Origin of the sequence: Mesorhizobium shonense, assembly GCF_040545255.1 — a bacterium.
In the GTDB taxonomy this organism is placed as follows: domain Bacteria; phylum Pseudomonadota; class Alphaproteobacteria; order Rhizobiales; family Rhizobiaceae; genus Mesorhizobium; species Mesorhizobium shonense.
Map to the genome: position 1 here is coordinate 371,483 of NZ_JBEPLM010000004.1, position 22,451 is coordinate 393,933.

The window sequence follows — 22,451 nt, forward strand, 5'->3', positions numbered from 1 at the left end:
GACACAAAGCGCGCACCTTCTCTAACGTCGCAGGCCCCCTCATCCGGCCGCTTCGCGGCCACCTTCTCCCCGGTGGGGAGAAGAGACAGGCTCAGCCGTCTGCGACCTCTTCTCCCCTCGGGGAGAAGGTGGCCCGAAGGGCCGGATGAGGGGGCGCCTCGCTTAACGGGTGATTGAAATACGCTAGGCCAGCCACGCATGCTGCTGCAGAGATTCCTCGTTCGTCTGGTGACGATGCTGGTCACGCTGTTCGGCGTGGCCGTCGTCGTCTTCGTCGTCATTCGCGTGGCGCCCGGCGATCCGATCGCCATGATGCTGCCGCCCGGCGCCGGCGATGCCGACATCGCGCGGCTGCGCGCGCTCTACGGGCTGGACAAGACACTCGTGCAGCAGTTCTTCATCTGGCTCGCCGGCGTGCTGCACGGCGATTTCGGCACCTCGATCTCGCTGCGCCAGGATGTGCTCGGTTTGGTCTTCAACCGGCTGCCGGCGACGCTGGAATTGGCGACCGTCGCGCTGCTGATAGCGATTGCGATCGGGGTGCCTGCGGCAATCTTCGGCGCGCGCTCGCGCGGCACGGCGATCGAGGCCGGCATCGACATCGCGAGCGGCGCGACGCTCTCCATTCCCGATTTCCTCTGGGGTCTGGTGCTGATCCTGCTGTTCGGCGTGCTTGTCCCCGTGTTCGACATTTCCGGTCGTGTGTCGCCGCAGCTCGACCTGCCCTTCGTCAGCCAGTTCTACCTCGTCGAGAGCTTGCTTCGGCTGCGCTTCGACCTGACCTGGGATCTGCTCAAGCACATGCTGATGCCGGCCGTGGCCTTGGCGCTGCCGTTGGCGGCGATCATCGCGCAGCTCCTGAAACAGTCGCTGAAGGAAGTGCTCGACCTCGACTATGTCGTGCTCGCGCGGGTGAAGGGCTTTTCCGAGACGCAAGTGATCCTGCGCGAGGCGTTGAAGAACGCGGCGCTGCCGACACTGACGCTGGTCGGCGTGCAGTTCACCTTCCTGATCGGCGGCACCGTCATCGTCGAGCGGCTGTTCTCCTATGAAGGGCTCGGCAACATGGCGATCGACGCCGTCATCAATCGCGACCTGCCGCTGATCCAGGGCATCGTTCTGGTCTTCGCGCTGCTTTTCGTGCTGATCAACCTTGCCGTCGACATGATGTATGCGGTGCTCAATCCGAGGCTGCGCCATGGATGAGGCCCGCAGCTCACGACGTGGCCTTAGCCCGCGGCTGTGGCTGGCCGGCGGCTGGCTGCTCGTCGCGCTCGCCGCGGCGATCTTCGCACCGCTGATCGCGCCGCAGGACCCGCTGGCGCAGGACCTGATGCTGGAGCGCCTGCCGCCCTTCTGGCTGGACGGCGCCGAGCCCGGCTACTGGCTGGGCACCGACAGCCTCGGCCGGGATCTGTTGTCGCGGCTGATCTTCGGCGGCCGCATCGCCTTCATCGTCGCCTTCGCTGCAGCGATATCCGCGTGCCTCATCGGCACTACCCTCGGGTTGATCGCCGGCTATTTCGGCGGCTGGGCCGATCGCATCGTCTCGCGCATCGTCGATGTCTGGATGGCGTTCCCGCCGGTGCTGTTCGCGATCCTTTTGGTCGCCGTGCTGGGAACGGGCCTGAGTTCGGTCATCATCGCGATCGCCGTCATAGACTGGACGCGCTTCTGCCGGGTGATCCGCGCCGAGGCAATGAGCCAGGCGCGCATGGATTATGTCGAAAGCGCGCGCATCGCCGGCTATGGCCGCACCGGCATCATGCTGCGCGAAGTGCTGCCCAACGTGCTGCCTTCCGTCGTGGCGCTGCTGTCGCTCGAGATGGGCATTGCCGTCATCGTCGAGGCGATCCTCTCCTTCGTCAATCTGTCGATCTCGACCGACGACCCGACCTGGGGCGGCATCATCGCCGAGGGCCGGCTGTCGATCCACCAGGCCTGGTGGGTGCTGGTGTTTCCGCTGGTCACGCTGATCCTCACCGTGCTCTCCTTCAGCCAGTTCGGCGAAGGGTTGAAGACGCGCTTCGATCCGGTGCTGCGATGAGCGCGTGCCTCGAAATCCGCTGCTTGAGCGCCGTGCTGCCCAACGGCCAGCGTGTGCTGCGCTCGGTCTCGCTTGCCGTACAGCCGGGCGAGGTCCGCGCGCTGGTCGGCGAGAGCGGCGCCGGCAAGACGATGATCGGCAAGGCGGTGCTCGGCGTTTTGCCGAAAAGCGTGCGCATCGTCGAAGGCGAGATGCTGATCGAGGGCGAGGATCTCGGCCGCCTCGACGCAAAGGCGCGGCGAACATTGATCGGCGCGCGCACGGCGCTGATCCCGCAGGACCCGCTCACCGCGCTCAACCCATCGCGCCGCATCGGCCCGCAGACGACCGACCGCTTGGTGCGCATTCTCGGCTGGAGCGGCGAGAGGGCCGGTCAACGCATCCGCCAACTGCTCGACGAGGTGCAGATCCGCGATCCCGAGCGTGTGCTGAAAAGCTATCCGCACGAGCTTTCCGGAGGCATGCGGCAGCGCGTGCTGATCGCGGCGGCGTTCGCGGCGGAGCCACGGCTGATCATTGCGGATGAGCCGACGACGGCGCTGGACGTGACCGTGCAGAAGCAGATCCTGCGGCTGATCGCGCAATTGCAGCGCGACCACGGCACGGCGATCCTGTTCGTCACCCACGATCTCGGCGTCGTCGCCAAGATCAGCCAAAAAGTGTCGGTGCTTTATGCCGGCAAGGTGGTCGAGGAAGCCGAGACCGCGGCGCTCTTCGCATTACCGCAGCATCCCTACACGCGGGCGCTGATGCTAGCCACGCCGCGCTACACCGATCCATACGCATCGCTGAGGCCGGTGGACGAGACCGTGCTCGCCGGGCTCACGGCTGAGATCGCCGCCGCCGACAAGGCATGGAGGCCGGCCCATGGCTGAGCCGTTGTTTTCCGTGCGCGGGCTGAAAGTGGCGCTGCCCGACATGACGCGCAAGCCGCTGGTCGGCCGCGCGCCGCTGGCCGAAATCCTCAAGGGATTGGATTTCGACCTGCCTAAGGGATCGGTGACCGGCATCGTCGGCGAATCCGGCTCGGGCAAGTCGACGCTCGGCCGCGCGCTGGTCAGGCTGATCGAGCCGAGCGCCGGCTCGATCAACTTCGAGGGTCGCGACATCAGCCATCTTTCGGAAGCCGAGCTCAGACCGCTGCGCCGCGACCTGCAGATGATCTTCCAGGATCCGATGTCGTCGCTCAATCCGCGCCATACGATCTTCAACATCATCGCCGCGCCGCTCAGGCAGAACGGACTTGGCGACAGGCTCAAGGAACGCGTGACGGAAGCCTTGCAGCGCGTCGGCCTGCCGCAGAATTTCGCCAGCCGCTACCGACACGAGCTGTCCGGCGGGCAACGCCAGCGTGTCGGCATCGCACGGGCACTGGCGCTGTCGCCGAAATTCGTGCTGGCCGACGAGATCGTCTCCGGCCTCGACGTCTCGACGCAGGCGCAGATCCTGACGCTGCTGGAAAAGCTCGCGGCCGAGATGGGGCTGACAGTCGCCTTCATCAGCCACGACCTGTCGGTGATCCGGCGGCTCTGCCGGCAGGTCATCGTCATGCGCGAGGGCAGGATCGTCGAGGCGAGCGCCACCGACGCGCTGTTCGACAACCCGAAGGAGGCCTACACGCGCGACCTGCTCGCCGCCATTCCGCTGCCCGAGATCGACGCGGACTGGTTGCGGCCCAAGGCGCCGGCATGAAGTGAGTTTCGATATCCGCATGCCGACCAGCGGGCCCGGACATGCGCGATGACAAGTCAGCCCGCCAATGGAGGGTGACATGAAATACGCAATCCAGGCGGCGATCTTCGCAGCCACTTTGTTCGGCTCAATGGGAGCGGCCTCGGCCGACTCGATCCCCGGCATGCGCGGGCACGACCATACCGGCGTTACCGTGCCCGACATGAAGCAGGCCGTCGATTTCTTCACCAATGTCGTCGGCTGCAAGAAGGCGATGTCGTTCGGCCCGTTCGCCGACGACAAGGGCACCTTCATGCAGGACTTGCTCGGCGTCGATCCCAAGGCGGTCATCGAGGAGATCACCCAAATCCGCTGCGGCTATGGATCGAACATCGAACTGTTCAAATACACCGCGCCCGACCAGAAGGACGCGACACCCAAGAACAGCGACATCGGCGGCTATCACATCGCCTTCTATGTCGACGATGTCGCTGCGGCCAAGGCCTATCTCGAGGCCAAGGGCGTCAAGACCAGACTGGGCCCGCTGCCGGTCAAGGAAGGCCCGGCCGCCGGCCAGACCATCCTCTATTTCCAGGCGCCTTGGGGCCTGCAGCTCGAAGCAATCAGCTATCCCGACGGCATGGCCTATGAGAAGGGCGCCGAGACGGTGCTGTGGAGCCCGAAGGATCCTGCCAAGTGAGCTGAGCCGCGGTGCGCGCTGGCGATTGTTCAATTATAAAACTTCAAGCTTGAAATAATTGCCCGCTGGCGCGATACTGACATCCGGAACCATCGGCCTTGCCGGCGGTTCCGGATGCGAAGAGGAGATCGCAAGACATGAAGGTTGCGGTTCTCGGCGGCGGACCGGCCGGACTCTACTTTGCCATCTCGCTGAAGCTGCGCGATGCCGCGCATGAGGTGACGGTCTACGAGCGCAACCGCCCGGACGACACGTTCGGCTGGGGCGTGGTGCTGTCGGCCGAAACGCTGGAGAACCTGACCAGGAACGACCCGGTCAGCGCCGTCTGGATCAAGAAGCATTTTGCCTATTGGGACGACATCGCTGTCATCCATGACGGCGTGCGCACGGTGTCCTCCGGCCATGGCTTCTGCGGCATCGGCCGCAAGCGGCTCCTGATCCTTTTACAGCGGCGGGCGCGCGAGCTCGGCATCAAGATGATATTCGAGACCGATATCTCGGACCCCAAGCCCTTCATGGAAACGCATGATTTGGTGGTTGCGTCCGACGGGCTGAACTCGAAGTCGCGCGCGGCCTTCGCCGATGTCTTCAAGCCCGACATCGACACCCGCAAATGCAAGTTCGTCTGGCTCGGCACCACGCAGAAATTCGACGACGCCTTCACCTTCATCTTCGAGAAGACGGAGCATGGCTGGGTGTGGGCGCATGCCTACCAGTTCGACAGCGAGACCGCGACGTTCATCGTCGAATGCAGCGAGCAGACTTGGGCTGCCTTCGGCTTCGGGCAAATGACGCAGCAGGAATCGATCGCGGTCTGCGAGCGCATCTTCAAAAAGCATCTCGGCGGCCATCCGCTGATGACCAACGCCAATCACATTCGAGGTTCGGCCTGGATCAACTTCCCGCGCGTGCTGTGCGAGCGCTGGTCGTACAAGAACCTGGCGCTGATGGGCGATGCCGCGGCTTCGGCGCATTTCTCGATCGGCTCCGGCACCAAGCTCGCGCTGGAAAGCGCGGTGGCGCTCGCCGACTATGTCGAGTCCGAGCCCGACCTAGAGGCCGCCTTCCGCAAATACGAGGATGCGCGGCGCACCGAGGTGCTCAAGCTGCAGTCGGCGGCACGCAATTCGCTCGAATGGTTCGAGGAAGTCGAACGATATCTCGGGTTAGATCCGGTGCAGTTCAACTATTCGCTGCTTACCCGCTCGCAGCGCATCAGCCACGAGAACCTTCGGCTGCGCGACGCCGAATGGCTGACGGGCGCCGAGGAATGGTTCCAGCGCAAGGCCGGCGCGGGCGGCAATATGCTGCGCCGCGCGCCGATGTTCGCGCCCTTCAAGTTGCGCGACATGACGCTCAACAACCGCATCGTCGTCTCGCCGATGGCGCAGTACAAGGCGGTCGACGGCTGCCCGACCGACTGGCATTTCGCCCACTATGCAGAACGCGCCAAGGGCGGCGCGGGGCTCCTCTATATCGAGATGACCTGCGTCAGCCCCGAAGGCCGCATCACGCCCGGATGCCCCGGCTTCTACAAGCCCGAACATGAGGTCGCCTGGAAGCGCCTGGTCGATTTCGTCCATGCCGAGACCGAAGCGAAAATCTGCGCCCAGATCGGCCATTCCGGCGCCAAGGGGTCGACCCGCCTCGGCTGGGAAGGAACGGACGAGCCGCTCTCCTCCGGCAACTGGCCGGTGATGGCGCCGTCGGCCGTGCCGTGGTCGCCGCAAAACCAGGTGCCGAAGGCGATGGACCGCGCCGACATGGACGTTGTTCGCGACCAGTTCGTCGCGTCGGCAGAAATGGCCGAGCGCTGCGGCTTCGACATGCTGGAGATCCATGCCGCGCACGGCTATCTGCTTTCCGCCTTCATCACGCCGCTGACCAACAGGCGCACCGACGACTATGGCGGCTCGCTGGAGAACCGCATGCGCTATCCGCTGGAGATATTCCATGCCGTGCGCGCAGTGTGGCCGGCCGAGAAGCCGATCTCGGTGCGCATCTCGGCCAATGACTGGGTGGGCATCGAAGGCGTGACGCCCGCCGACGCGGTCGAGATCGCCAGGCTGCTGCATGAGGCCGGCGTCGACCTCTGCGACGTCTCGGCCGGCCAGACCACCATCGCCGCCAAGCCGGTCTATGGCCGCATGTTCCAGACGCCGTTCTCCGACCGCATCCGCAATGAGGTCGGCATGGCGACGATGGCGGTCGGCAACATCTATGAGCCAGACCATGCCAACTCGATCCTGATGGCCGGGCGCGCCGATCTGGTGGCGCTGGCCAGGCCGCATCTCACCGATCCCTACTGGACGCTGCACGCGGCGGTGACCCTCGGCGACCGCGGCGTCAAATGGCCGGATCCCTATCTGCGCGGGCGCGACCAGATCTATCGTCTGGCCGAACGCGAAGCGGCGGCGGGGCTGAAGGTATGAGCGCTTTTATGTTTTCACGTCGGCGCTGCCCCTCATCCGCCTGCCCGTCCTCCGCAGCAGCTGCGCTGCAGCTGCGGAGGGTGGACCGGCACCTTCTCCCCGTGAAGGACGGGGAGAAGGGACGCGCTCCAGCGCTGGTGACCCCCTCTCCCCGTTCTTCACGGGGAGAGGGTAAGGGTGAGGGGCAGCGTCTGCGTTCGAGGATGGACTCATGATCGCCGGTCGACATGCGCTGGTCACCGGCGGCGGTTCCGGTGTCGGCAAAGCCATTGCGCTGGTGCTGGCGGAAGCCGGCGTTACCGTCACCATCTGCGGGCGGCGCGAGGCTGCCCTTGCCGAGGTCGCGAAGGAAAACGACCGCATCTTCGCCATCGCCGCCGATGTCACCGATGAGGCAGAGATGGCGACCCTCTACGAGAAGGCCGAGGCGGCGCGCGGACCGTTCGATATCGTCGTCGCCAATGCCGGCATGGCCGGCAGCGCGCCGGCGCACAAGACCGCGCTGGTCGACTGGCGGCGGACACTCGACGTCAACCTGACCGGCGCGTTCCTGACGGTGAAGCCGGCGCTGGCAGGCATGCTGGCGCGCAAGCAGGGGCGCATCGTCTTCGTCGCCTCGACCGCCGGCCTGAAAGGCTACGCCTATGTCGCGCCTTACGTCGCGGCCAAGCACGGCGTCGTCGGGCTGATGCGGGCTTTAGCCGCCGAGACCGCCAAGTCAGGCGTGACGGTGAACGCAGTCTGCCCGGGTTTCGTGGAGACCGACATGCTGGAAGAATCCGTCCGGCGCATCGTCGAGAAGACCGGGCGTTCCGCCGATGACGCCCGCGCGAGCCTTTCAGCGATCAACCCGCAAGGGCGTTTCATCCAACCGGAGGAAATTGCGGCGGCGGTGCTCTGGCTGTGCAGCGACGCCGCGCGATCGATCACCGGACAGGCGATCTCGGTCTCGGGAGGCGAGACATGGTAGCGGGACCGACATCCGCCGGACCGGGCAAGGACAGGCTGCGCCTGTGGATACGCCTGCTGCGCGCCTCGCGCACCATCGAGGCCGAGCTACGCGAGCGGCTGAAGAAGGAGTTCGACACCACGCTGCCGCGCTTCGACGTGATGGCGGCGCTCTATCGCTCGCCGGAAGGCATGCTGATGAGCGACTTGTCTCGCTTCCTTTTGGTGTCGAACGGCAATGTGACGGGCATCGTCGACCGGCTGGTTTCGGAAGGCCTTGTGACGCGGGCGCGCCGCAACGGCGACCGCCGCACCTCGATGGTGCGGCTGACCGAGCAAGGCTCGAAGTCCTTCGCGGCAATCGCCGCCGCGCATGAGAGCTGGGTTGGCGAACTGCTCGGCACTGTCAGCGAGGACGAGGCGCGCCGGCTGACCGGCATGCTGAAATCGTTCCGCAGCAATTGGGAAGGACGCGAATGAGCAAGATGGCCAACCTCAAGCCGAAGCACTTCCTATGGCAGGTGGAAGGCAGGATCGCCAGGGTCCGGCTCGACCGTCCCGAACGCAAGAACCCGCTGACCTTCGACAGCTATGGCGAGCTTCGCGACACGTTTCGCGATCTCGTCTATGCCGAGGATGTCGACGCCGTGGTGTTCCTGCCCAATGGCGGCAATTTCTGCTCGGGCGGCGATGTCCACGACATCATCGGGCCGCTGGTCAAGATGGACGTGAAGGCGCTGCTTGCCTTCACGCGCATGACCGGCGACTTCGTCAAGGCGATGCTCAATTGCGGCAAGCCGATCATTTCGGCGGTCGACGGGGTTGCGGTCGGCGCCGGCGCCATCATCGCCATGGCCTCCGACATCCGCATCGCGACGCCGCAGGCAAAGACGGCGTTCCTGTTCACCCGCGTCGGGCTTGCCGGCTGCGACATGGGCGCCTGCGCGATCCTGCCGCGCATCATCGGCCAGGGCCGCGCCGCCGAGCTGCTTTACACCGGCCGCACGATGAGCGCCGCCGAAGGCGAGCGCTGGGGTTTTTACAACCGCCTGGTCGATGCGGCGGCGCTCGAGGCCGACGCGCTCGACATGGCGGCGCGCATCGTCTCCGGGCCGACCTTCGCGCACGGCATCACCAAGACGCAGCTCAATCAGGAATGGTCGATGGGCCTCGACCAGGCGATCGAGGCCGAAGCGCAGGCGCAGGCGATCTGCATGCAAACCGGCGATTTCGAGCGGGCGTACAAGGCGTTCGTGGCGAAAGAAAAGCCGGTGTTCGAGGGGAATTGAGGATGGACGGGTTGTTAGAGACGTTGGCGCGGCAGCACCCCCCTCTGTCCTGCCGGACATCTCCCCCTCAAGGGGGGAGATTGGATGTCGCGTCCGCTTTCGCCAATCTCCAGCGTCGCAGGAAAAGTGCCGGCGGCGGAGCTGCCAATCTCCCCCCTAGAGGGGGAGATGTCCGGCAGGATAGAGGGGGGCGCCGTAGAGCGCAACGTTCGAAGCACAGCGGGGGCGCAAATGCCTGACCGCTCCTTCCTCGACTGGCCGTTCTTCGAAGACCGCCATCGCCAACTGGCCGAGCAACTCGACGCCTGGTGCGCGAAAAACCTCCCCGTCGATCACCACGATGTCGACACCGCCTGCCGCGATCTGGTGGCGAAGCTCGGCCGTGACGGCTGGCTGAAGCCGACGGCGCTCGACCCGGACAAGCCGGGGCCGCTCGATGTGCGTACTTTGTGCGTTACGCGCGAGACGCTGGCGCGCCATGACGGGCTCGCCGACTTCGCCTTCGCCATGCAGGGGCTGGGCACCGGCGCGATCTCGCTGTTCGGCACGCCGGACCAGCAGCGCTGGCTGGAAAAGACGCGGACCGGTCAGGCGATTTCCGCATTTGCGCTCTCGGAACCACGCTCGGGATCGGACGTCGCCAATATGGAGATGACGGCGGTCCGTGACGGCGACGACTACGTGCTCTCCGGCGAAAAAACCTGGATATCCAATGGCGGCATCGCCGACCTCTATGTCGTCTTCGCCCGCACCGGCGAGGCGCCTGGCGCCAGGGGTATTTCGGCTTTCATCGTGCCCGCCGACGCCAAGGGTCTTGGCGTTGCCGAGCGGCTGGAGGTGATCGCTCCGCATCCGCTGGCGCGGCTTTCCTTCGACAATGTCCGCGTTCCGGCTTCCGCCCTGATCGGCAAGCCCGGCGACGGTTTCCGCATCGCCATGTCGGTGCTCGACGTCTTCCGCTCGACGGTGGGCGCCGCGGCACTCGGTTTCGCGCGGCGCGCGCTGGATGAAAGCGTCAAGCGGGTGGCCGAGCGAAAACTGTTCGGCGCGCCGATGGCGGAGCTGCAGATGGTGCAGGGCCACATCGCCGACATGGCGCTCGATGTCGACGCCGCGGCGCTCCTCATCTATCGCGCCGCCTGGACCAAGGACATGGGGGCCGCGCGGGTGACGCGCGAGGCGGCGATGGCGAAGCTCTTCGCCACCGACCGTGCACAGGAAGTGATCGACAAGGCCGTGCAGCTGCATGGCGGCGACGGCGTGCGCAAGGGCAACATCGTCGAGAGCCTCTATCGCGAGATCCGGGCGCTGCGCATCTACGAGGGAGCCTCGGATGTGCAGAAGGTGGTGATCGCCAGGCAGGTCATGGGGGCGGCATGAGATCATGCCTTGCGAACCGTATTCGAACTAGGGGGAGCTAGACATGCACACCATCCTGCAGCCGGAAGGCTGGGCCAAACCGGTCGGCTACGCCAATGGCGTGGCCGCGCGAGGGCGACTGGTGTTCGTCGGCGGCCAGGTCGGCTGGAACGCCGAATGCAAGTTCGAGACCGACGACTTCGTCGGCCAGGTGCGGCAGACGCTCGCCAATGTCGTCACGGTGCTCGCCGAAGCCGGCGGCGAACCGCAGCACATCACCTCGATGACCTGGTATTTCACCGACAAGGCCGAGTATCTCGCCAACCTCAAGGGGATCGGCGAGGCCTACCGCGCGGTGATCGGCCGGCACTTTCCGGCGATGGCCGCCATGCAGGTGGTGGCACTGGTCGAGAACCGCGCCAAGGTCGAGATCCAGGCCATGGCGGTCATTCCGGAGTGAGGTGAGCTGCGGAGCTTTGGTCCCATCGCAAGGGATTCGAATGCGCTCAGCTTAGGCGGCAAATTTTCGATGCCGGCGCTGCCCCTCACCTGCCTGCCGGCATCCTCTCCCCGTATAGTGACGGGGAGAGGGGCGCTGTCATCACCGGTTTCGCCAATCTCAAGCGTCGCAAGAAGGGAGCCAGCGTTGCGGCCAGCCCCTTCTCCCCGTCACTATACGGGGAGAAGGTGCCGGCAGGCGGATGAGGGGCGGCGCCGACGCTGGTCAGACCGGCGACTCTCGCAACCGCTTGGCTCCCGCCACAATTTGTGATCAGATGATCACGCCTGCTTCGGCGGGCCGCTTGTGTGTCTTCGCACATAGGCTTTGTCGGAGGAAAGCAAAAGCGTGGCTCTGGGGTTCGAACCGGTATCGGGACGCATCACCGTCCAGGATGGCGTCTACCAGCAGCTTCGCCATGCCTTGATGGTCGGCAGCTTCGATCCCGGGCAAGTGCTGACCATCGCCTCGCTGGCCGAGGCTTTCGGCACGTCGAACATGCCGGTGCGCGAGGCGCTGCGACGGCTGGCGGCGGAGAATGCGCTGGAAATCTCGCCGAACGGTTCCGCCTGCGTCCCGGTGGTGACTCGGGCGCGGCTCGACGACCTCTGCCGAGCCCGCCTCGCGGTCGAAGGGCTGGCGGCCGAGCTCGGCGCGCCGCGCCTGACCGCGGCCGAGATCGCCTCGCTGCAGAGGGTCACTGACGACCAGCAGGCGATCGGCCGCGACGGCAGCATCTACGAGCTGATCGCCAAGAACCAGCAGTTCCACTTTACCATCTATCGCGCCTCCGGCTCCGACGTGCTGTTCCAGCTCATCGAGACGCTGTGGCTGCGCTTCGGCCCTTACATGCGGCTCTTGTCCAACCATGTCGCGCCGCTGATGCGCGCCGGGACGATGGAGCCCTCGGGGCGCCATGCCGAGATCATCGCAGCGCTGAAGGACAAGGATTTCGTGCGCGCCCGCGACGAGGTGGTGGCAGACATCACGGCGACGCAACAAACCCTGCGCACGATCTGCCCCGACGTGCCGGAACCCCGGCCGGTCGATTTCGCCGCCTTCGGCAGGGCGCCCTGACACCTAATTCTCTACGTTTGCGTTGGCAGGTCCCATGCTTTGGCGATTGGCCGGAACGCCTATTCCGTCGTCATCCTTGGGCGAAGCGTACCGCGTAGACCCAAGGATCCATTCCGTTACATATGAGCGTTGCAGCGGTGCGGAATTCTGCTGCGCGGCGGCGCCTCAAGGTCACGGAATGGATCCTCGGGTCTGCGCCGCGTCGCTTCGCTCCTTGCTTCGCCCGTGGATGACGAACCGACAGGCGCTTCGGCCATCTCCACAGCGCTCTAGCGGCGGCTCGTGGACCAAAGATATCGCGCACTTCTTGGTCGCCATCCGCATTTCTTCCCTGCTGCCGATTGATCCCTATCCGGTTTTGTGATCACATGATCACAGGGAGCGAGACTGCAAAAATGTCCGGCTATTTTCTCTATCATTCGATCGGCACTTTCCCCGGCAAAGCCGAGCGGATGGCCGCCGCGCTGACGAATTTCTCCAACATCTGGTCGGCGGAGGACGACGGTCAGTGGCCCGCCGCGCTTGCGGCGCGGCAGCGCTTCATCGATGGCTGGACACGCCTGATCGAGGCGCCGCAGGGCACGCTCACCACCGCCGAGAATGTCACCACCGCGCTCTACAGCCTGATTGGCGGGCTGCCGGCCGAGCGCTTGGTGGGAAAGCGGCTGCTGGTTGCCGGCGACTGTTTTCCGAGCCTGCATTTCCTGCTCGCGGGGCTCGCCGCGCGTTTCGGCTTCACACTCGACACCGTGCCGCTCAGGCCCGGCGAGAGCTGGGTGCGCGACGACGATTTCATCGCCCGCTGGCAATCGGATGTCGGGCTGGCGCTCATCACCTTCGTCACCTCGACGGCCTCGCACCGCTGCAATGTCGAGCGGCTCGCCGCACATGGCGGCGCCATGGGCAGCATCGTCGGCGTCGACATCACCCAGGGTATCGGCGTAGCGCCGTTTTCGGTTGCCGCGACGCCGGTCGATTTCGTCGTCTCGACCTCGCTCAAATGGCTGTGCGGGTCGTCCGGCGCAGGCATCCTGCAGGTCGCACCGGATCTGCTGGCGACATGCCAGCCGGAGTTGCGCGGCTGGTTCAGCCAGCCGAACCCGTTCTCCTGGGATCTAGATGCCTTCACCTACGCTGACGATGCGCGGCGCTTCGACCACGGCACGCCGGCGATCCTGGCCAGCGTCGCCTCGCTGCCCGGGCTGGAGTGGGTGGAACAGAGCGGCATCGACACGATCCGCGCGCAGAATGCCACGCTGGTCGAACGCATCATCGGCGCCGCACAGGATAATGGCTGGGTGGTCCGTTCGCCCCTCGACGCGAAAGAGCGCGGCGGCAGCGTGATGCTCGGCCTGCCGCAAGGCGCCGAGCCGGCGAAGATCATCGCTTCGCTGCGCAAGGAGCGGCTTTATTGCGATGCGCGCGCCACCACGCTGCGGCTGTCGCCGGGCATGGTCACCACGGAAGCTGCGGTCGATGCGCTGATCGCGCAGCTCAGGGAGCATATCGGTTCGCGGCAGCGCCGCGCCTCCTGATTGCAGGCACCGCCTCGCCTGCGGCGCCCTGGAGCTGGGCGCCGGAAGGGGCGGATGAGGAACCGAACCAGAGGGAAGCAAGATGTTGAAACGTCTAGGACTGATTGGGGTGATCGTCGCCGCCGGCGTCGCCTTCGCGGCGCCGGCCTTCGCCGACAAGATCATGGTGGGCGCCTATCCGGCCAACCCGCCATGGGAATACAAGACCGATTCCGGCGGCTTCGAGGGCTTTGAGATCGACGTCGCCAACGATGTCGCCAAGCGCATCGGCGCCGAGGTCGAGTTCCAGGATCTCGGCTTCCAGGCGCTGTTCGCGGCCACAGCTTCGGGCCGCATCGACTTCGCCGTGTCGTCGATCTCGGTAACCAAGGAGCGACTGCAGAACCAGGGGTTCACGCAAGCCTATTACGACAGCGACGGCACCATCGTCGGCAAGGCGGATTCCGCCATAAAGTCGCTCGACGATCTGAAGGGCAAGACCATCGGCGTCATCGCCGGCTCCACCGGCGAAGCCTACATGAAGGAAAACGCCGCCAAGCTCGGCGTCGCCGAGACCAAGAGCTACAACGCCCAGCAGGACCTTTTGCTCGACGTGCAGAACGGCCGCATCGACGGCGGCGCAGGCGAGCTTGCCGGCTTCCTGTTCGCCATCAAGCAGATGCCGGCGCTGAAGATCCTGGTGCGCATTCCGACCGGCGAGCGCTTCGCGATGATGACCAAGAAGGGTCATCCGCTGCTGGAGAAGGTCAACGACGCCATCAGCGAGATGAAGAAGGACGGCACGATGGCCGCGATCCACAAGAAGTGGTTCGGCGTCGATCCGGAATCGGGCACCAGCACGGTGACGCCGGGACCGATCCCGCAATAAGCCGGCTAATCAAAAATTTGACGAGGGCGGCGGCAAAGGCCGGCGCTCTCCCTTCGACCATTCCGGTTTTCGCCAAACAGGCGGGCCTTGTCTCACGGTGAGCGGCGATGGAACTGATCGACACCTTCTTCAACTGGGGCATCCTGGTCCGATCGTTTCCGATCCTGATCCGCGGGCTCGGCAACACCATCCTGCTCGGCTGCGCCGCGATCGTCTTCGGCACCATCGCCGGACTGGCGATCTGCCTGGTGCGGCTCTACGCGCCGAAGCCGCTGAGGCGGCTGGCGACGCTCTACATCGACATGTTCCGCGCGCTGCCGATCCTGGTGGTCCTGATCCTGATCTATTACGCCCTGCCCTTCATCGGCATCCGCCTGTCGTCCTTCGTGTCGGCCGCACTGGCACTGTCGCTGGTGCTCGCCGCCTTCACGGCGGAAGTCTGCCGCGCCGGCATCGAGAATATCCCGAAGGGCCAGTTCGAGGCTGCTGCCGCGCTCGGCCTGCCCTTCTGGGTCGCCATGCGCAAGGTGGTCCTGCCGCAGGCGATCCGCATCGTCATCCCGCCGCTCACCAGCAACTGCGTCTCGGTATTCAAGGACACCGCGCTCGCCTCGGTCGTGGCGATGCCCGACCTTCTGAAGCAGGCGACCGACGCGCAGGCGCTGATGGCCAATCCCACGCCGCTGATCGGCGCCGCAATCATCTATCTCGCCTTCCTGTGGCCGCTGGTGCGGCTGGTCGGCTACCTCGAAGAGCGCGGCAAGGCCAAGTCCGGCGCGCACTGATCCCCCCTCGAACGACAGTGATGACCTGAAGGAGACTCCCGTGAACCAGCACCATGTTTCGAAAGCGCCGGAGAGCGCCGCTTCGTTCCCGGTCGAAAAAATCCGCGCCATGTTCCCGGCGCTGCAACAGGCGGGCGACTTCATCTTCATGGACAATGCCGCAGGGGCGCAGATCCCGCAAAGCGTGCTCGAGGCCGTGACCAATCATCTGGTGGGACACAACGTCCAGCGCGGCGGCCGCTATGGCCGCAGCGTCACCGTCGACCAATCGGTCGCCGAGGCGCGGACAAGCGTGGCGCTTTTGATCAACGCCTACAGCCCGTCCGAAATCTGCTTCGGCATGAACGCCACCTCGTTCATCCGCCTGGTCAGCCTCGGCATCGGCCAGATGCTTGCCAAAGGCATAGATGGGGGACGCGACGAGATCGTCATCACCGATATGGACCATGACGCCAACATCGCCACCTGGCTGGCGCTGGAACAGGCCGGCGCCAAGTTCAAATGGTGGCGCATGCGCGAGGACGGCAACCTCCATGTCGACGACCTCGAGCCGCTTCTCTCGGACCGCACCCGGCTCGTCGCCTGCACGGTGACGGCGCATTCGATCGGCTCGATTGTCGATGTCGCTTCGGTTGCAAAGATCGCGCATGCGGCCGGCGCGGAAGTCTTCCTCGACTGCGTGCACTACGGGCCGCACGGGCTGATCGACGTGCAGGCCTGGGACAGCGACTACCTCGTCTGTTCCGGCTACAAGAATTTCTCGCCGCATATGGGGTTCCTGTGGGGCCGCTTCGAAACGCTGAAGCGGCTGCCGACCTTCCGAGAGGATTTCATTCCCGACGAGCCGCCTTACAAGGTCGAGGCCGGCACCTTCATCTACGAGAACGTCTCCGGCATGGACGCCGCGGTGCGCTACCTGGAATCGGTCGGCCGCAATCTGCTCCCCGAGAACAACCGCTCGCGCCGCGACAACATCGTTGCCGGCATGAACGCGATCCGCGACTACGAACTGATGCTGGCGCGAGAGATGCTCAAGGTGCTGAAAGATTGTGGCGCGACGATCTATGGCGTTGCCGACGAGGCACGCATCCATGAGCGCGTGCCGACCTTCTGCTTCAACATCGGCAAGCTCTCGCCGCAAAGAATCGTCGAGGAGATGTCCGCCATGCAGATCGGCATCCGCGACGGCCACATGTATGCGCCGCGGCTGATGAAGCGGCTCAACCTGTCGATGGACAGTGGCGCCATCCGCGCCTCGCTGGTGCACTACAACACGGTGGAAGAGGTGCGCCGCTTCGGCGAAGCGCTGCGCGTGATTATCGCCAAGCTGGCGTGAGTTCTTCGCGAGGTGTCGGTGAGACAGCGCCCGGGCATACTGCCATAACTTCCGAGTGCCGCGGCTCTGGATAGCCTTCGAGATGCTGGCGGGACAGCGCCCCCCTCTGTCCTGCCGGACATCTCCCCCACAAGGGGGGAGATCGGATGTCACCACGCTTTTCGCCAATCGCCTACGTCGGAGGAAAAGCGACGACGACGAAGCTGCCAATCTCCCCCTTGCAGGGGAGATGGCCGGCAGGCCAGAGGGGGGTGTGAAGGAACGCCAAGGCTTCCCGGTCTGGCCGGTGACGGCTGAGATCACGGCGTGGCGGTCTCCCCGATGTCGCTTCGCTCCTTGCGAAGCAGGCGTCAGGCAGCCCTCTTCGCCAGCCTCGCCTTGATCGAGGCGATGTCGGCGCGCGGCGTCGCGGCGAACAGCGTCTTTGTGTAGGCGTGCTTGGGGTCGGAAAAGACCTCATCGCGCGGACCGTATTCGACCGCTTCGCCGAAATACATCACCATCACGTCGTCGGCGATGTAGCGCACCACCGACAGGTCGTGGCTGATGAAGACATAGGTCAGCTTGAACTCGTCCTGCAGGTCGGCGAGCAGGTTGAGCACCTGCGCCTGCACCGAGAGGTCGAGCGCGGAGACCGGCTCGTCAAGCACAAGCAGGCTCGGGTTCAGCATCAGCGCCCGGGCGATGGCGATGCGCTGCCGCTGGCCGCCCGAGAACATGTGCGGATAGCGGTTGTAGTGCTCGGATCCGAGGCCGACCTTCTTCAGCATCTTCATGGCAAGGTCGCGCCGTTCCTCGGCCGGCTTGTCGGTGTTGATCAAGAGCGGCTCGCCGAGCACGTCGCCGATCTTCTGGCGCGGGTTGAGCGAGCCATACGGGTTCTGGAAGACGATCTGCACCTTGCGGCGCATCTCCTTGCTCAGCCCGTCCTTCGCAATGTCGACCTTGTTGCCGTCGATGAACAGCTCGCCGGCCGTTGCCGGATCGATCAGCGTGATGATGCGGGCGAGCGTTGACTTGCCGCAGCCGGATTCGCCGACGATCGCCAGCGTCTTGCCTTTCTCGACACTGAAGGAAACGCCCTTCACCGCATGCACCGTGCGCGCGCCGCGGAACAGGCCGCCGCCGACATGGTAGTCGCGTTTGATGTCCTTGCCTTCGACGACCCTGGTGCTCATGAGGCGGCTCCCGAGGGCGCCGGCTCGAACAGCATGTCGGAGACGGTCGGCAGCCGGTCGCCGACGGCGTTCTCGGGCAGCGCCGACAGCAGCGCGCGCGTGTAATTGCTCTTCGGGCTCTCGAACAGCGACAGCACGTCGGCCTCTTCCATCTTGCGGCCCTTGTACTGGACGATGACGCGGTCGGCGGTCTCAGCCACCACGCCCATATTGTGGGTGATCATGATCAGGCCCATGCCGTATTTGGCCTGCAGCGAGACCAGCAAATCGAGGATCTGCTTCTGGATGGTGACGTCGAGCGCCGTGGTCGGCTCGTCGGCGATCAGAAGCTTTGGATTGCAGGCAATGGCGATCGCGATCATGACGCGCTGGCACTGGCCGCCCGACATCTGGTGCGGGAAGGAGTTGAGCCGCTCTTCGGGCTCGGGAATGCCGACCTGCTTCAAAAGCTCGATGGCGCGCGCCCGGCGCTGGGCTTTGTCCATGCCCATATGAAAGCGCAGCACCTCCTCGATCTGGAAGCCGATGGTGAAGCAGGGATTGAGGCTGGCCATCGGCTCCTGGAAGATCATCGACATGTCCTTGCCGATGATCTTGCGGCGCTCGGCAGGACTCATCTTGAGGAGATCGCGGCCGTTGAAGGTCATGCGGTCGGCGCTGACGGTCGCTGTCCAGGGCAAGAGGCCCATCACCGCCAGCATCGACACCGACTTGCCGGAACCGGACTCGCCGACGATGGCCAGCACCTCGCGCTCGTCGACATGGAGCGATACGCCGTCGACGGCGCGGAACGGACCGGACGCGGTCTGGAACTCGACGACGAGATTGTGGATGTCGAGCAATGCCATCACGACCTCCTGAGCTTCGGATCGAGCGCGTCGCGCAGGCCGTCGCCGATAAGGTTGATGGCGAGCACGGTGATCAGGATGGCGAGGCCGGGGAAGGTCACCACCCACCAGGCGCGCAGGATGAACTCGCGCGCCGAGGCGAGCATGGTGCCCCATTCCGGCGTCGGCGGCTGCGCGCCAAGGCCGAGGAAGCCAAGTGCTGCCGCCTCGAGGATGGCGTTCGAGAAGGACAGCGTGCCCTGGACGATCAGCGGCGCCAGGCAGTTCGGCAGGATGGTGCGAAGCATCAGACGCAGATGCCCGGCACCCGCAACTTTCGCCGCCACGACATATTCGCGGCTCTTCTCGGCCATGACCGCGGCGCGCACGAGGCGGGCGAAATGCGGCTGCAGCACCAGCGAAATCGCCAGCATCGCATTGAACAGGCCGGGGCCAAGGATGGTGACCAGAACCAGCGCCAAAAGCAGCGACGGGAAAGCGAGGATCAGATCCATGATGCGCATGATCGCGACGTCGACCCAGCCGCGGAAATAGCCGGCAAGCAGGCCGAGCGTGATGCCGCCGGTGAGAGCCAGCGTGACCACGACCGCGCCGATCAGCAGCGAGAAGCGCGCGCCGTAGAGCAGGCGCGAAAGGATATCGCGGCCGACCGCATCGGTGCCAAGCAGATATTGGGTGCTGCCACCCGTCTGCCAGGCCGGCGGCCTGAGGAACGCGGTCTTGTCCTGGATGTCGGGCGCATAGGGCGCGAGCAGCGGGGCAAAGAGTGCCGCCAGCACCAAAAGGATGAAGACGACGAGGCCGATGACGGCGCCGCGGTTGACCGCGAAATAATGCCAGAAGGTCTTGAAGCCGGTCAGCCGATCCGGGCTGCCGGCGGCCATGGGAGCGATTTCGGTCGACTGGCTCATCATGCCGCCCTGATGCGCGGGTTGATGACGGCATAGAGCACGTCGACGATGAGGTTCACGGCCATGACGATGAGCGCGATCAAAAGCAGACCTGACTGCACGACGACATAGTCGCGCTTGAAGATGGAATCGACCATCCACTTGCCGATGCCCGGCCAGGCGAAGATGGTTTCAGTGAGAATGGCGCCGGCAAGCAGCGTGCCGACCTGCAGGCCGATAGTGGTGACCACCGGGATCAGCGCGTTGCGCAAGGCATGCACACCGATGACACGCGCCGATGACAGGCCCTTGGCGCGCGCGGTGCGGACATAATCCTCGCCCAGCACCTCGAGCATGGCCGAGCGCGTCTGGCGCGCGATGACTGCCAGCGGAATGGTGCCGAGCACGATCGCGGGCAGGACGAGATGGCTGAACGCTGAGCGCAGCGCGTCCCACTTGCCGTAGAGGATGCTGTCGATGGTCATGAAGCCGGTGATCGGCTTCAGGAAGAACTGCAGGCCCATGCGGCCGGAAACCGGCGTCCAGCCGAGATAGCCGGAGAAGAAGATGATGAGCAAAAGGCCCCACCAGAAGATCGGCATGGAATAGCCGACGAGCGCGGTGCCCATCAACGACTGGTCGAACCATGAGCCGCGCTTGACGGCCGCGAATATGCCGGCAGGGATGCCGATCACCATGGCGAAGATCATGGCGAAGAAGGAGAGCTCCAGCGTCGCCGGGAAGAGCGTCTTGAACTCCTGGAGAACCGGGCGCTTGGATGAAATCGAGACGCCGAAGTCGCCGGTGGCGACTTCGCCGACATAGCGCGCATACTGCTCCCAGATCGGCAGGTTGTAGCCGAACTGTTCCTTGAGCTCTTCGTAGCGCGCGGGGGTGACGCCATGCTCGCCGGCCATGGCCAGGATCGGATCGCCGGGCAGCAGCCGAACAAAGGCGAAGGCACAGATGGTGATGCCGACGAGCGTCGGGATGACCAGGGCGATTTTGTTGAGGAGATATCGGAGCATCTTGAACAAGGGGGCGGCGCATCATCGCGCCGCCCGCCCTAGAGGTTTTATTCGGCCTTGTCGACGCCGTCGAAGCGATGAATGCCGAGCGGATCCATCATGAAGCCGCTGACGTTCTTGCGAACGACGGCATAGACCTGGCTGTGCGCCAGCAGGAAGGCGGGCGCTTGCTTGGCGAAGATTTCCTGCGCCTGCTCATAGAGCTTGGTGCGCTCGCCCTGGTCGCTGGTCTTCTTGGCCTTCTGGATCAGGTCCTCGAAGTCCTTGTCGCACCAGCTGGAGTAGTTCGACACACCGATGGCCGAGCAGGCGAAGAGGGTTGCGAAGAAGTTGTCCGGATCGCCATTGTCGCCGGTCCAGCCGATCTGGAAGGCGCCGGGACGCTCCTTCTTCTTGCCTTCCTCGCGGTACTTCGTCCACTCGTAGTTGACGATCTCAGCCTTGACGCCGACCTTGGCCCAGTCGGCCTGGATCAGCTCGGCCGCGCGCTGGAAGTTCGGGTTATAAGGACGAACGCGGTCGGAAGCCCAGAGCTGGATTTCCTTCAGACCGGCATCGGCCAGCACCTTCTTGGCCGCTTCCGGATCGTAGGAATCGAACTTCACATCCTTGTTCCACGACCACATGGTCGGCGGGATCAGGTTCTGAGCCGGCGTCGCGCCGGCGTCCTGGAACAGCGACTTGATCAACGCTTCCCGGTCGATCGCCTGGTTGAGCGCATGACGAACCTCGGGCTTGTCCAGCGGCGGGATCGTCGTGTTGTAGCTCATATAGCCGATGTTCAGGCCGGCCTGGTCGAGCAGGTTGACGTCCTGGTTGGCCTTGATCGTGCCGATGTCGGCTGGGTTCGGATAGGGCGCGACGTCGCATTCGCCGGCCAGCACCTTCTGGATGCGGGCGGTGGCGTCGGGCGTGATGGCGAAGACCAGATCGTCAATCTTCTCCTTGCCCTTGAAGTAGTCGGGATTCGCCGCATAGCGGATGACCGAGTCCAGCTGGTAGTCGACGAACTGGAACGGCCCGGTGCCGATCGGCTTGGTCGAGAAGTCGGCCATCTTGCCGTCCTTCTCGAGCTGGTCGGCATATTCCTTCGAGACGATCGAGGCGAAGTCCATGCCGAGATTGGCCAGCATCGGCGCGTTCGGCTCGGTCAGCGTCAGCTTGACGGTGAGGTCGTCGACCTTCTCCCACTTGGCGACGTATTTCGGCATGTCCATGCCGGTGTAGTAGTCCCAGGTCAGGTTCGGCAGATATTTTTCGCCGTTCCACGGATTCTGCTTGTTGAACTGACGGTCGAAGGAGAAGACCACGTCGTCGGCATTGAGGTCGCGCGTCGGCTTGAAATAGTCGGTGGTCTGGAACTTCACGCCCGGATGGAGGTGGAAGGTATAGACCAGGCCGTCGTCGGAGATCTCCCATTTGTTGGCGAGGCCGGGCTCGATCTCGGTGCCGCCATGCTTGAATTCGACCAGGCGCGAATAGACGGTGCGCGACGAGGCGTCGAAGTCGTTGCCGCCCGTCGTCGTACCCGGATCGAAATTGGCCGGCGACGCTTCCGAGCAATAGACAAGCGTCTTTGCATTGGCCATCCCGCCGAGGACGCTTGCAGCCAGCAACGCGGCTGCAAAAGTCATTGTCTTTTTCATTGAGCACTCCCTGATGTTCTTCCAAGCCCCTCTATCAGGCTCGCGAAGCGCGCATATAAGCACCGTTTTTGGGGCTTTGGAACACCCCGTTTGCGTACCCCACGGTAAGCAGGAAAAGAATCCATATTTTCCTCAAATGATGGAAAATATGAGCAGAATTTTTCGCTCACGACATTGTTAACGACTGCATTTTTTTATTGATTGGCTGCCTCCCGAAATCAGCCCGGAAGCTCACCGCTTGCGACCCTGCTCCTTGTCGGCACACCTTTCGCGGAACGGTCGGGCGAAGAGATTTCGGCGGCAAATCTTTCCGCC

Annotated in this window: 21 protein-coding genes; 16 read left to right on the forward strand and 5 right to left on the reverse strand. The window is 64.6% G+C overall.

Annotated features, from left to right (window positions below; all coding sequences use genetic code 11):
- Positions 1-198: 198 nt before the first annotated feature.
- The 16 genes from ABID26_RS14070 to ABID26_RS14145 all read left to right on the forward strand — a co-directional run bounded on the left by ABID26_RS14070 (position 199) and on the right by ABID26_RS14145 (position 16,546).
- Positions 199-1,206, forward strand: a complete 1,008-nt coding sequence (locus tag ABID26_RS14070; protein WP_354415871.1) for an ABC transporter permease — start codon at positions 199-201, stop codon at positions 1,204-1,206.
- Positions 1,199-2,047, forward strand: coding sequence for an ABC transporter permease (locus ABID26_RS14075; RefSeq protein ID WP_292367609.1), 849 nt, complete (start codon positions 1,199-1,201; stop codon positions 2,045-2,047). Before ABID26_RS14070 ends, ABID26_RS14075 begins: the two co-directional genes overlap by 8 nt.
- Positions 2,044-2,922, forward strand: coding sequence for an ABC transporter ATP-binding protein (locus ABID26_RS14080; RefSeq protein WP_126096399.1), 879 nt, complete (start codon positions 2,044-2,046; stop codon positions 2,920-2,922). The genes ABID26_RS14075 and ABID26_RS14080 overlap by 4 nt, the downstream gene beginning before the upstream one ends.
- The gene (locus tag ABID26_RS14085; protein ID WP_126096400.1) at positions 2,915-3,739 is read left to right on the forward strand and encodes an ATP-binding cassette domain-containing protein; all 825 of its coding nucleotides are present in this window, start codon (positions 2,915-2,917) and stop codon (positions 3,737-3,739) included. The genes ABID26_RS14080 and ABID26_RS14085 overlap by 8 nt, the downstream gene beginning before the upstream one ends.
- A 79-nt stretch (positions 3,740-3,818) precedes the next feature.
- Positions 3,819-4,418, forward strand: a complete 600-nt coding sequence (locus ABID26_RS14090; RefSeq protein ID WP_126096401.1) for a VOC family protein — start codon at positions 3,819-3,821, stop codon at positions 4,416-4,418.
- Positions 4,419-4,555: 137 nt separating this feature from the next.
- Entirely contained in the window at positions 4,556-6,850 is a 2,295-nt protein-coding gene (locus tag ABID26_RS14095; protein WP_354415872.1) for a bifunctional salicylyl-CoA 5-hydroxylase/oxidoreductase, read from the forward strand.
- A 211-nt stretch (positions 6,851-7,061) separates the two neighbouring features.
- Positions 7,062-7,820, forward strand: coding sequence for an SDR family NAD(P)-dependent oxidoreductase (locus ABID26_RS14100; RefSeq protein WP_126096403.1), 759 nt, complete (start codon positions 7,062-7,064; stop codon positions 7,818-7,820).
- On the forward strand, positions 7,814-8,278 hold the full coding sequence (locus ABID26_RS14105) for a MarR family winged helix-turn-helix transcriptional regulator (RefSeq protein WP_354415873.1): 465 nt from the start codon (positions 7,814-7,816) through the stop codon (positions 8,276-8,278). The genes ABID26_RS14100 and ABID26_RS14105 overlap by 7 nt, the downstream gene beginning before the upstream one ends.
- Positions 8,275-9,087, forward strand: a complete 813-nt coding sequence (locus tag ABID26_RS14110) for an enoyl-CoA hydratase family protein (protein ID WP_354415874.1) — start codon at positions 8,275-8,277, stop codon at positions 9,085-9,087. The genes ABID26_RS14105 and ABID26_RS14110 overlap by 4 nt, the downstream gene beginning before the upstream one ends.
- 231 nt (positions 9,088-9,318) lie before the next feature.
- Positions 9,319-10,467 carry an acyl-CoA dehydrogenase family protein gene (locus tag ABID26_RS14115; RefSeq protein WP_354415875.1) on the forward strand — a complete coding sequence of 383 codons (1,149 nt, stop codon included), beginning with the start codon at positions 9,319-9,321 and terminating at the stop codon, positions 10,465-10,467.
- A gap of 43 nt (positions 10,468-10,510) precedes the next feature.
- Positions 10,511-10,906: a RidA family protein gene (locus tag ABID26_RS14120; protein WP_354415876.1), complete on the forward strand. Its 396-nt coding sequence runs from the start codon at positions 10,511-10,513 to the stop codon at positions 10,904-10,906.
- A 387-nt stretch (positions 10,907-11,293) separates the two neighbouring features.
- The gene (locus ABID26_RS14125; protein WP_292345201.1) at positions 11,294-12,022 is read left to right on the forward strand and encodes a GntR family transcriptional regulator; all 729 of its coding nucleotides are present in this window, start codon (positions 11,294-11,296) and stop codon (positions 12,020-12,022) included.
- 395 nt (positions 12,023-12,417) lie between these two features.
- Positions 12,418-13,557, forward strand: coding sequence for an aminotransferase class V-fold PLP-dependent enzyme (locus ABID26_RS14130; protein WP_354415877.1), 1,140 nt, complete (start codon positions 12,418-12,420; stop codon positions 13,555-13,557).
- Positions 13,558-13,639: 82 nt separating this feature from the next.
- The gene (locus ABID26_RS14135; RefSeq protein ID WP_292301618.1) at positions 13,640-14,425 is read left to right on the forward strand and encodes an ABC transporter substrate-binding protein; all 786 of its coding nucleotides are present in this window, start codon (positions 13,640-13,642) and stop codon (positions 14,423-14,425) included.
- A 107-nt stretch (positions 14,426-14,532) separates the two neighbouring features.
- Positions 14,533-15,210 (forward strand): amino acid ABC transporter permease, encoded by a 678-nt coding sequence (locus tag ABID26_RS14140; RefSeq protein WP_354415878.1) that lies wholly within the window; start codon positions 14,533-14,535, stop codon positions 15,208-15,210.
- A gap of 40 nt (positions 15,211-15,250) precedes the next feature.
- Positions 15,251-16,546: a cysteine desulfurase-like protein gene (locus ABID26_RS14145; RefSeq protein ID WP_354415879.1), complete on the forward strand. Its 1,296-nt coding sequence runs from the start codon at positions 15,251-15,253 to the stop codon at positions 16,544-16,546.
- A 350-nt stretch (positions 16,547-16,896) separates the two neighbouring features.
- Here ABID26_RS14145 and ABID26_RS14150 read toward each other — a convergent pair whose 3' ends face one another.
- Genes ABID26_RS14150 through ABID26_RS14170 form a run of 5 tightly spaced genes read right to left on the reverse strand, consistent with a single transcriptional unit; the run spans position 16,897 to position 22,136 of the window.
- Complete coding sequence (locus tag ABID26_RS14150; RefSeq protein ID WP_292301613.1) at positions 16,897-17,724, reverse strand: dipeptide ABC transporter ATP-binding protein; 828 nt, start codon at positions 17,722-17,724, stop codon at positions 16,897-16,899.
- On the reverse strand, positions 17,721-18,572 hold the full coding sequence (locus ABID26_RS14155) for an ABC transporter ATP-binding protein (protein WP_292301611.1): 852 nt from the start codon (positions 18,570-18,572) through the stop codon (positions 17,721-17,723). The genes ABID26_RS14150 and ABID26_RS14155 overlap by 4 nt, the downstream gene beginning before the upstream one ends.
- A complete protein-coding gene (locus tag ABID26_RS14160) occupies positions 18,572-19,456 on the reverse strand; it encodes an ABC transporter permease subunit (protein WP_354415905.1) in 885 nt (294 codons plus the stop codon). The genes ABID26_RS14155 and ABID26_RS14160 overlap by 1 nt, the downstream gene beginning before the upstream one ends.
- Before the next feature lie 26 nt (positions 19,457-19,482).
- Positions 19,483-20,490, reverse strand: coding sequence for an ABC transporter permease subunit (locus ABID26_RS14165; protein ID WP_126102437.1), 1,008 nt, complete (start codon positions 20,488-20,490; stop codon positions 19,483-19,485).
- A gap of 47 nt (positions 20,491-20,537) precedes the next feature.
- Positions 20,538-22,136 (reverse strand): ABC transporter substrate-binding protein, encoded by a 1,599-nt coding sequence (locus ABID26_RS14170; RefSeq protein WP_354415880.1) that lies wholly within the window; start codon positions 22,134-22,136, stop codon positions 20,538-20,540.
- Positions 22,137-22,451 lie beyond the last annotated feature (315 nt).

Excerpts from the sequence above, each read along its gene's own strand:
- ABID26_RS14070 (WP_354415871.1), top strand. The coding sequence starts at position 199 with ATGCTGCTGCAGAGATTCCTCGTTCGTCTGGTGACGATGCTGGTCACG.
- ABID26_RS14075 (WP_292367609.1), top strand. The coding sequence starts at position 1,199 with ATGGATGAGGCCCGCAGCTCACGACGTGGCCTTAGCCCGCGGCTGTGG.
- ABID26_RS14080 (WP_126096399.1), top strand. The coding sequence starts at position 2,044 with ATGAGCGCGTGCCTCGAAATCCGCTGCTTGAGCGCCGTGCTGCCCAAC.
- ABID26_RS14085 (WP_126096400.1), top strand. The coding sequence starts at position 2,915 with ATGGCTGAGCCGTTGTTTTCCGTGCGCGGGCTGAAAGTGGCGCTGCCC.
- ABID26_RS14090 (WP_126096401.1), top strand. The coding sequence starts at position 3,819 with ATGAAATACGCAATCCAGGCGGCGATCTTCGCAGCCACTTTGTTCGGC.
- ABID26_RS14095 (WP_354415872.1), top strand. The coding sequence starts at position 4,556 with ATGAAGGTTGCGGTTCTCGGCGGCGGACCGGCCGGACTCTACTTTGCC.
- ABID26_RS14100 (WP_126096403.1), top strand. The coding sequence starts at position 7,062 with ATGATCGCCGGTCGACATGCGCTGGTCACCGGCGGCGGTTCCGGTGTC.
- ABID26_RS14105 (WP_354415873.1), top strand. The coding sequence starts at position 7,814 with ATGGTAGCGGGACCGACATCCGCCGGACCGGGCAAGGACAGGCTGCGC.
- ABID26_RS14110 (WP_354415874.1), top strand. The coding sequence starts at position 8,275 with ATGAGCAAGATGGCCAACCTCAAGCCGAAGCACTTCCTATGGCAGGTG.
- ABID26_RS14115 (WP_354415875.1), top strand. The coding sequence starts at position 9,319 with ATGCCTGACCGCTCCTTCCTCGACTGGCCGTTCTTCGAAGACCGCCAT.
- ABID26_RS14120 (WP_354415876.1), top strand. The coding sequence starts at position 10,511 with ATGCACACCATCCTGCAGCCGGAAGGCTGGGCCAAACCGGTCGGCTAC.
- ABID26_RS14130 (WP_354415877.1), top strand. The coding sequence starts at position 12,418 with ATGTCCGGCTATTTTCTCTATCATTCGATCGGCACTTTCCCCGGCAAA.
- ABID26_RS14135 (WP_292301618.1), top strand. The coding sequence starts at position 13,640 with ATGTTGAAACGTCTAGGACTGATTGGGGTGATCGTCGCCGCCGGCGTC.
- ABID26_RS14140 (WP_354415878.1), top strand. The coding sequence starts at position 14,533 with ATGGAACTGATCGACACCTTCTTCAACTGGGGCATCCTGGTCCGATCG.
- ABID26_RS14150 (WP_292301613.1), bottom strand. The coding sequence starts at position 17,724 with ATGAGCACCAGGGTCGTCGAAGGCAAGGACATCAAACGCGACTACCAT.
- ABID26_RS14155 (WP_292301611.1), bottom strand. The coding sequence starts at position 18,572 with ATGGCATTGCTCGACATCCACAATCTCGTCGTCGAGTTCCAGACCGCG.
- ABID26_RS14160 (WP_354415905.1), bottom strand. The coding sequence starts at position 19,456 with ATGGCCGCCGGCAGCCCGGATCGGCTGACCGGCTTCAAGACCTTCTGG.
- ABID26_RS14165 (WP_126102437.1), bottom strand. The coding sequence starts at position 20,490 with ATGCTCCGATATCTCCTCAACAAAATCGCCCTGGTCATCCCGACGCTC.
- ABID26_RS14170 (WP_354415880.1), bottom strand. The coding sequence starts at position 22,136 with ATGAAAAAGACAATGACTTTTGCAGCCGCGTTGCTGGCTGCAAGCGTC.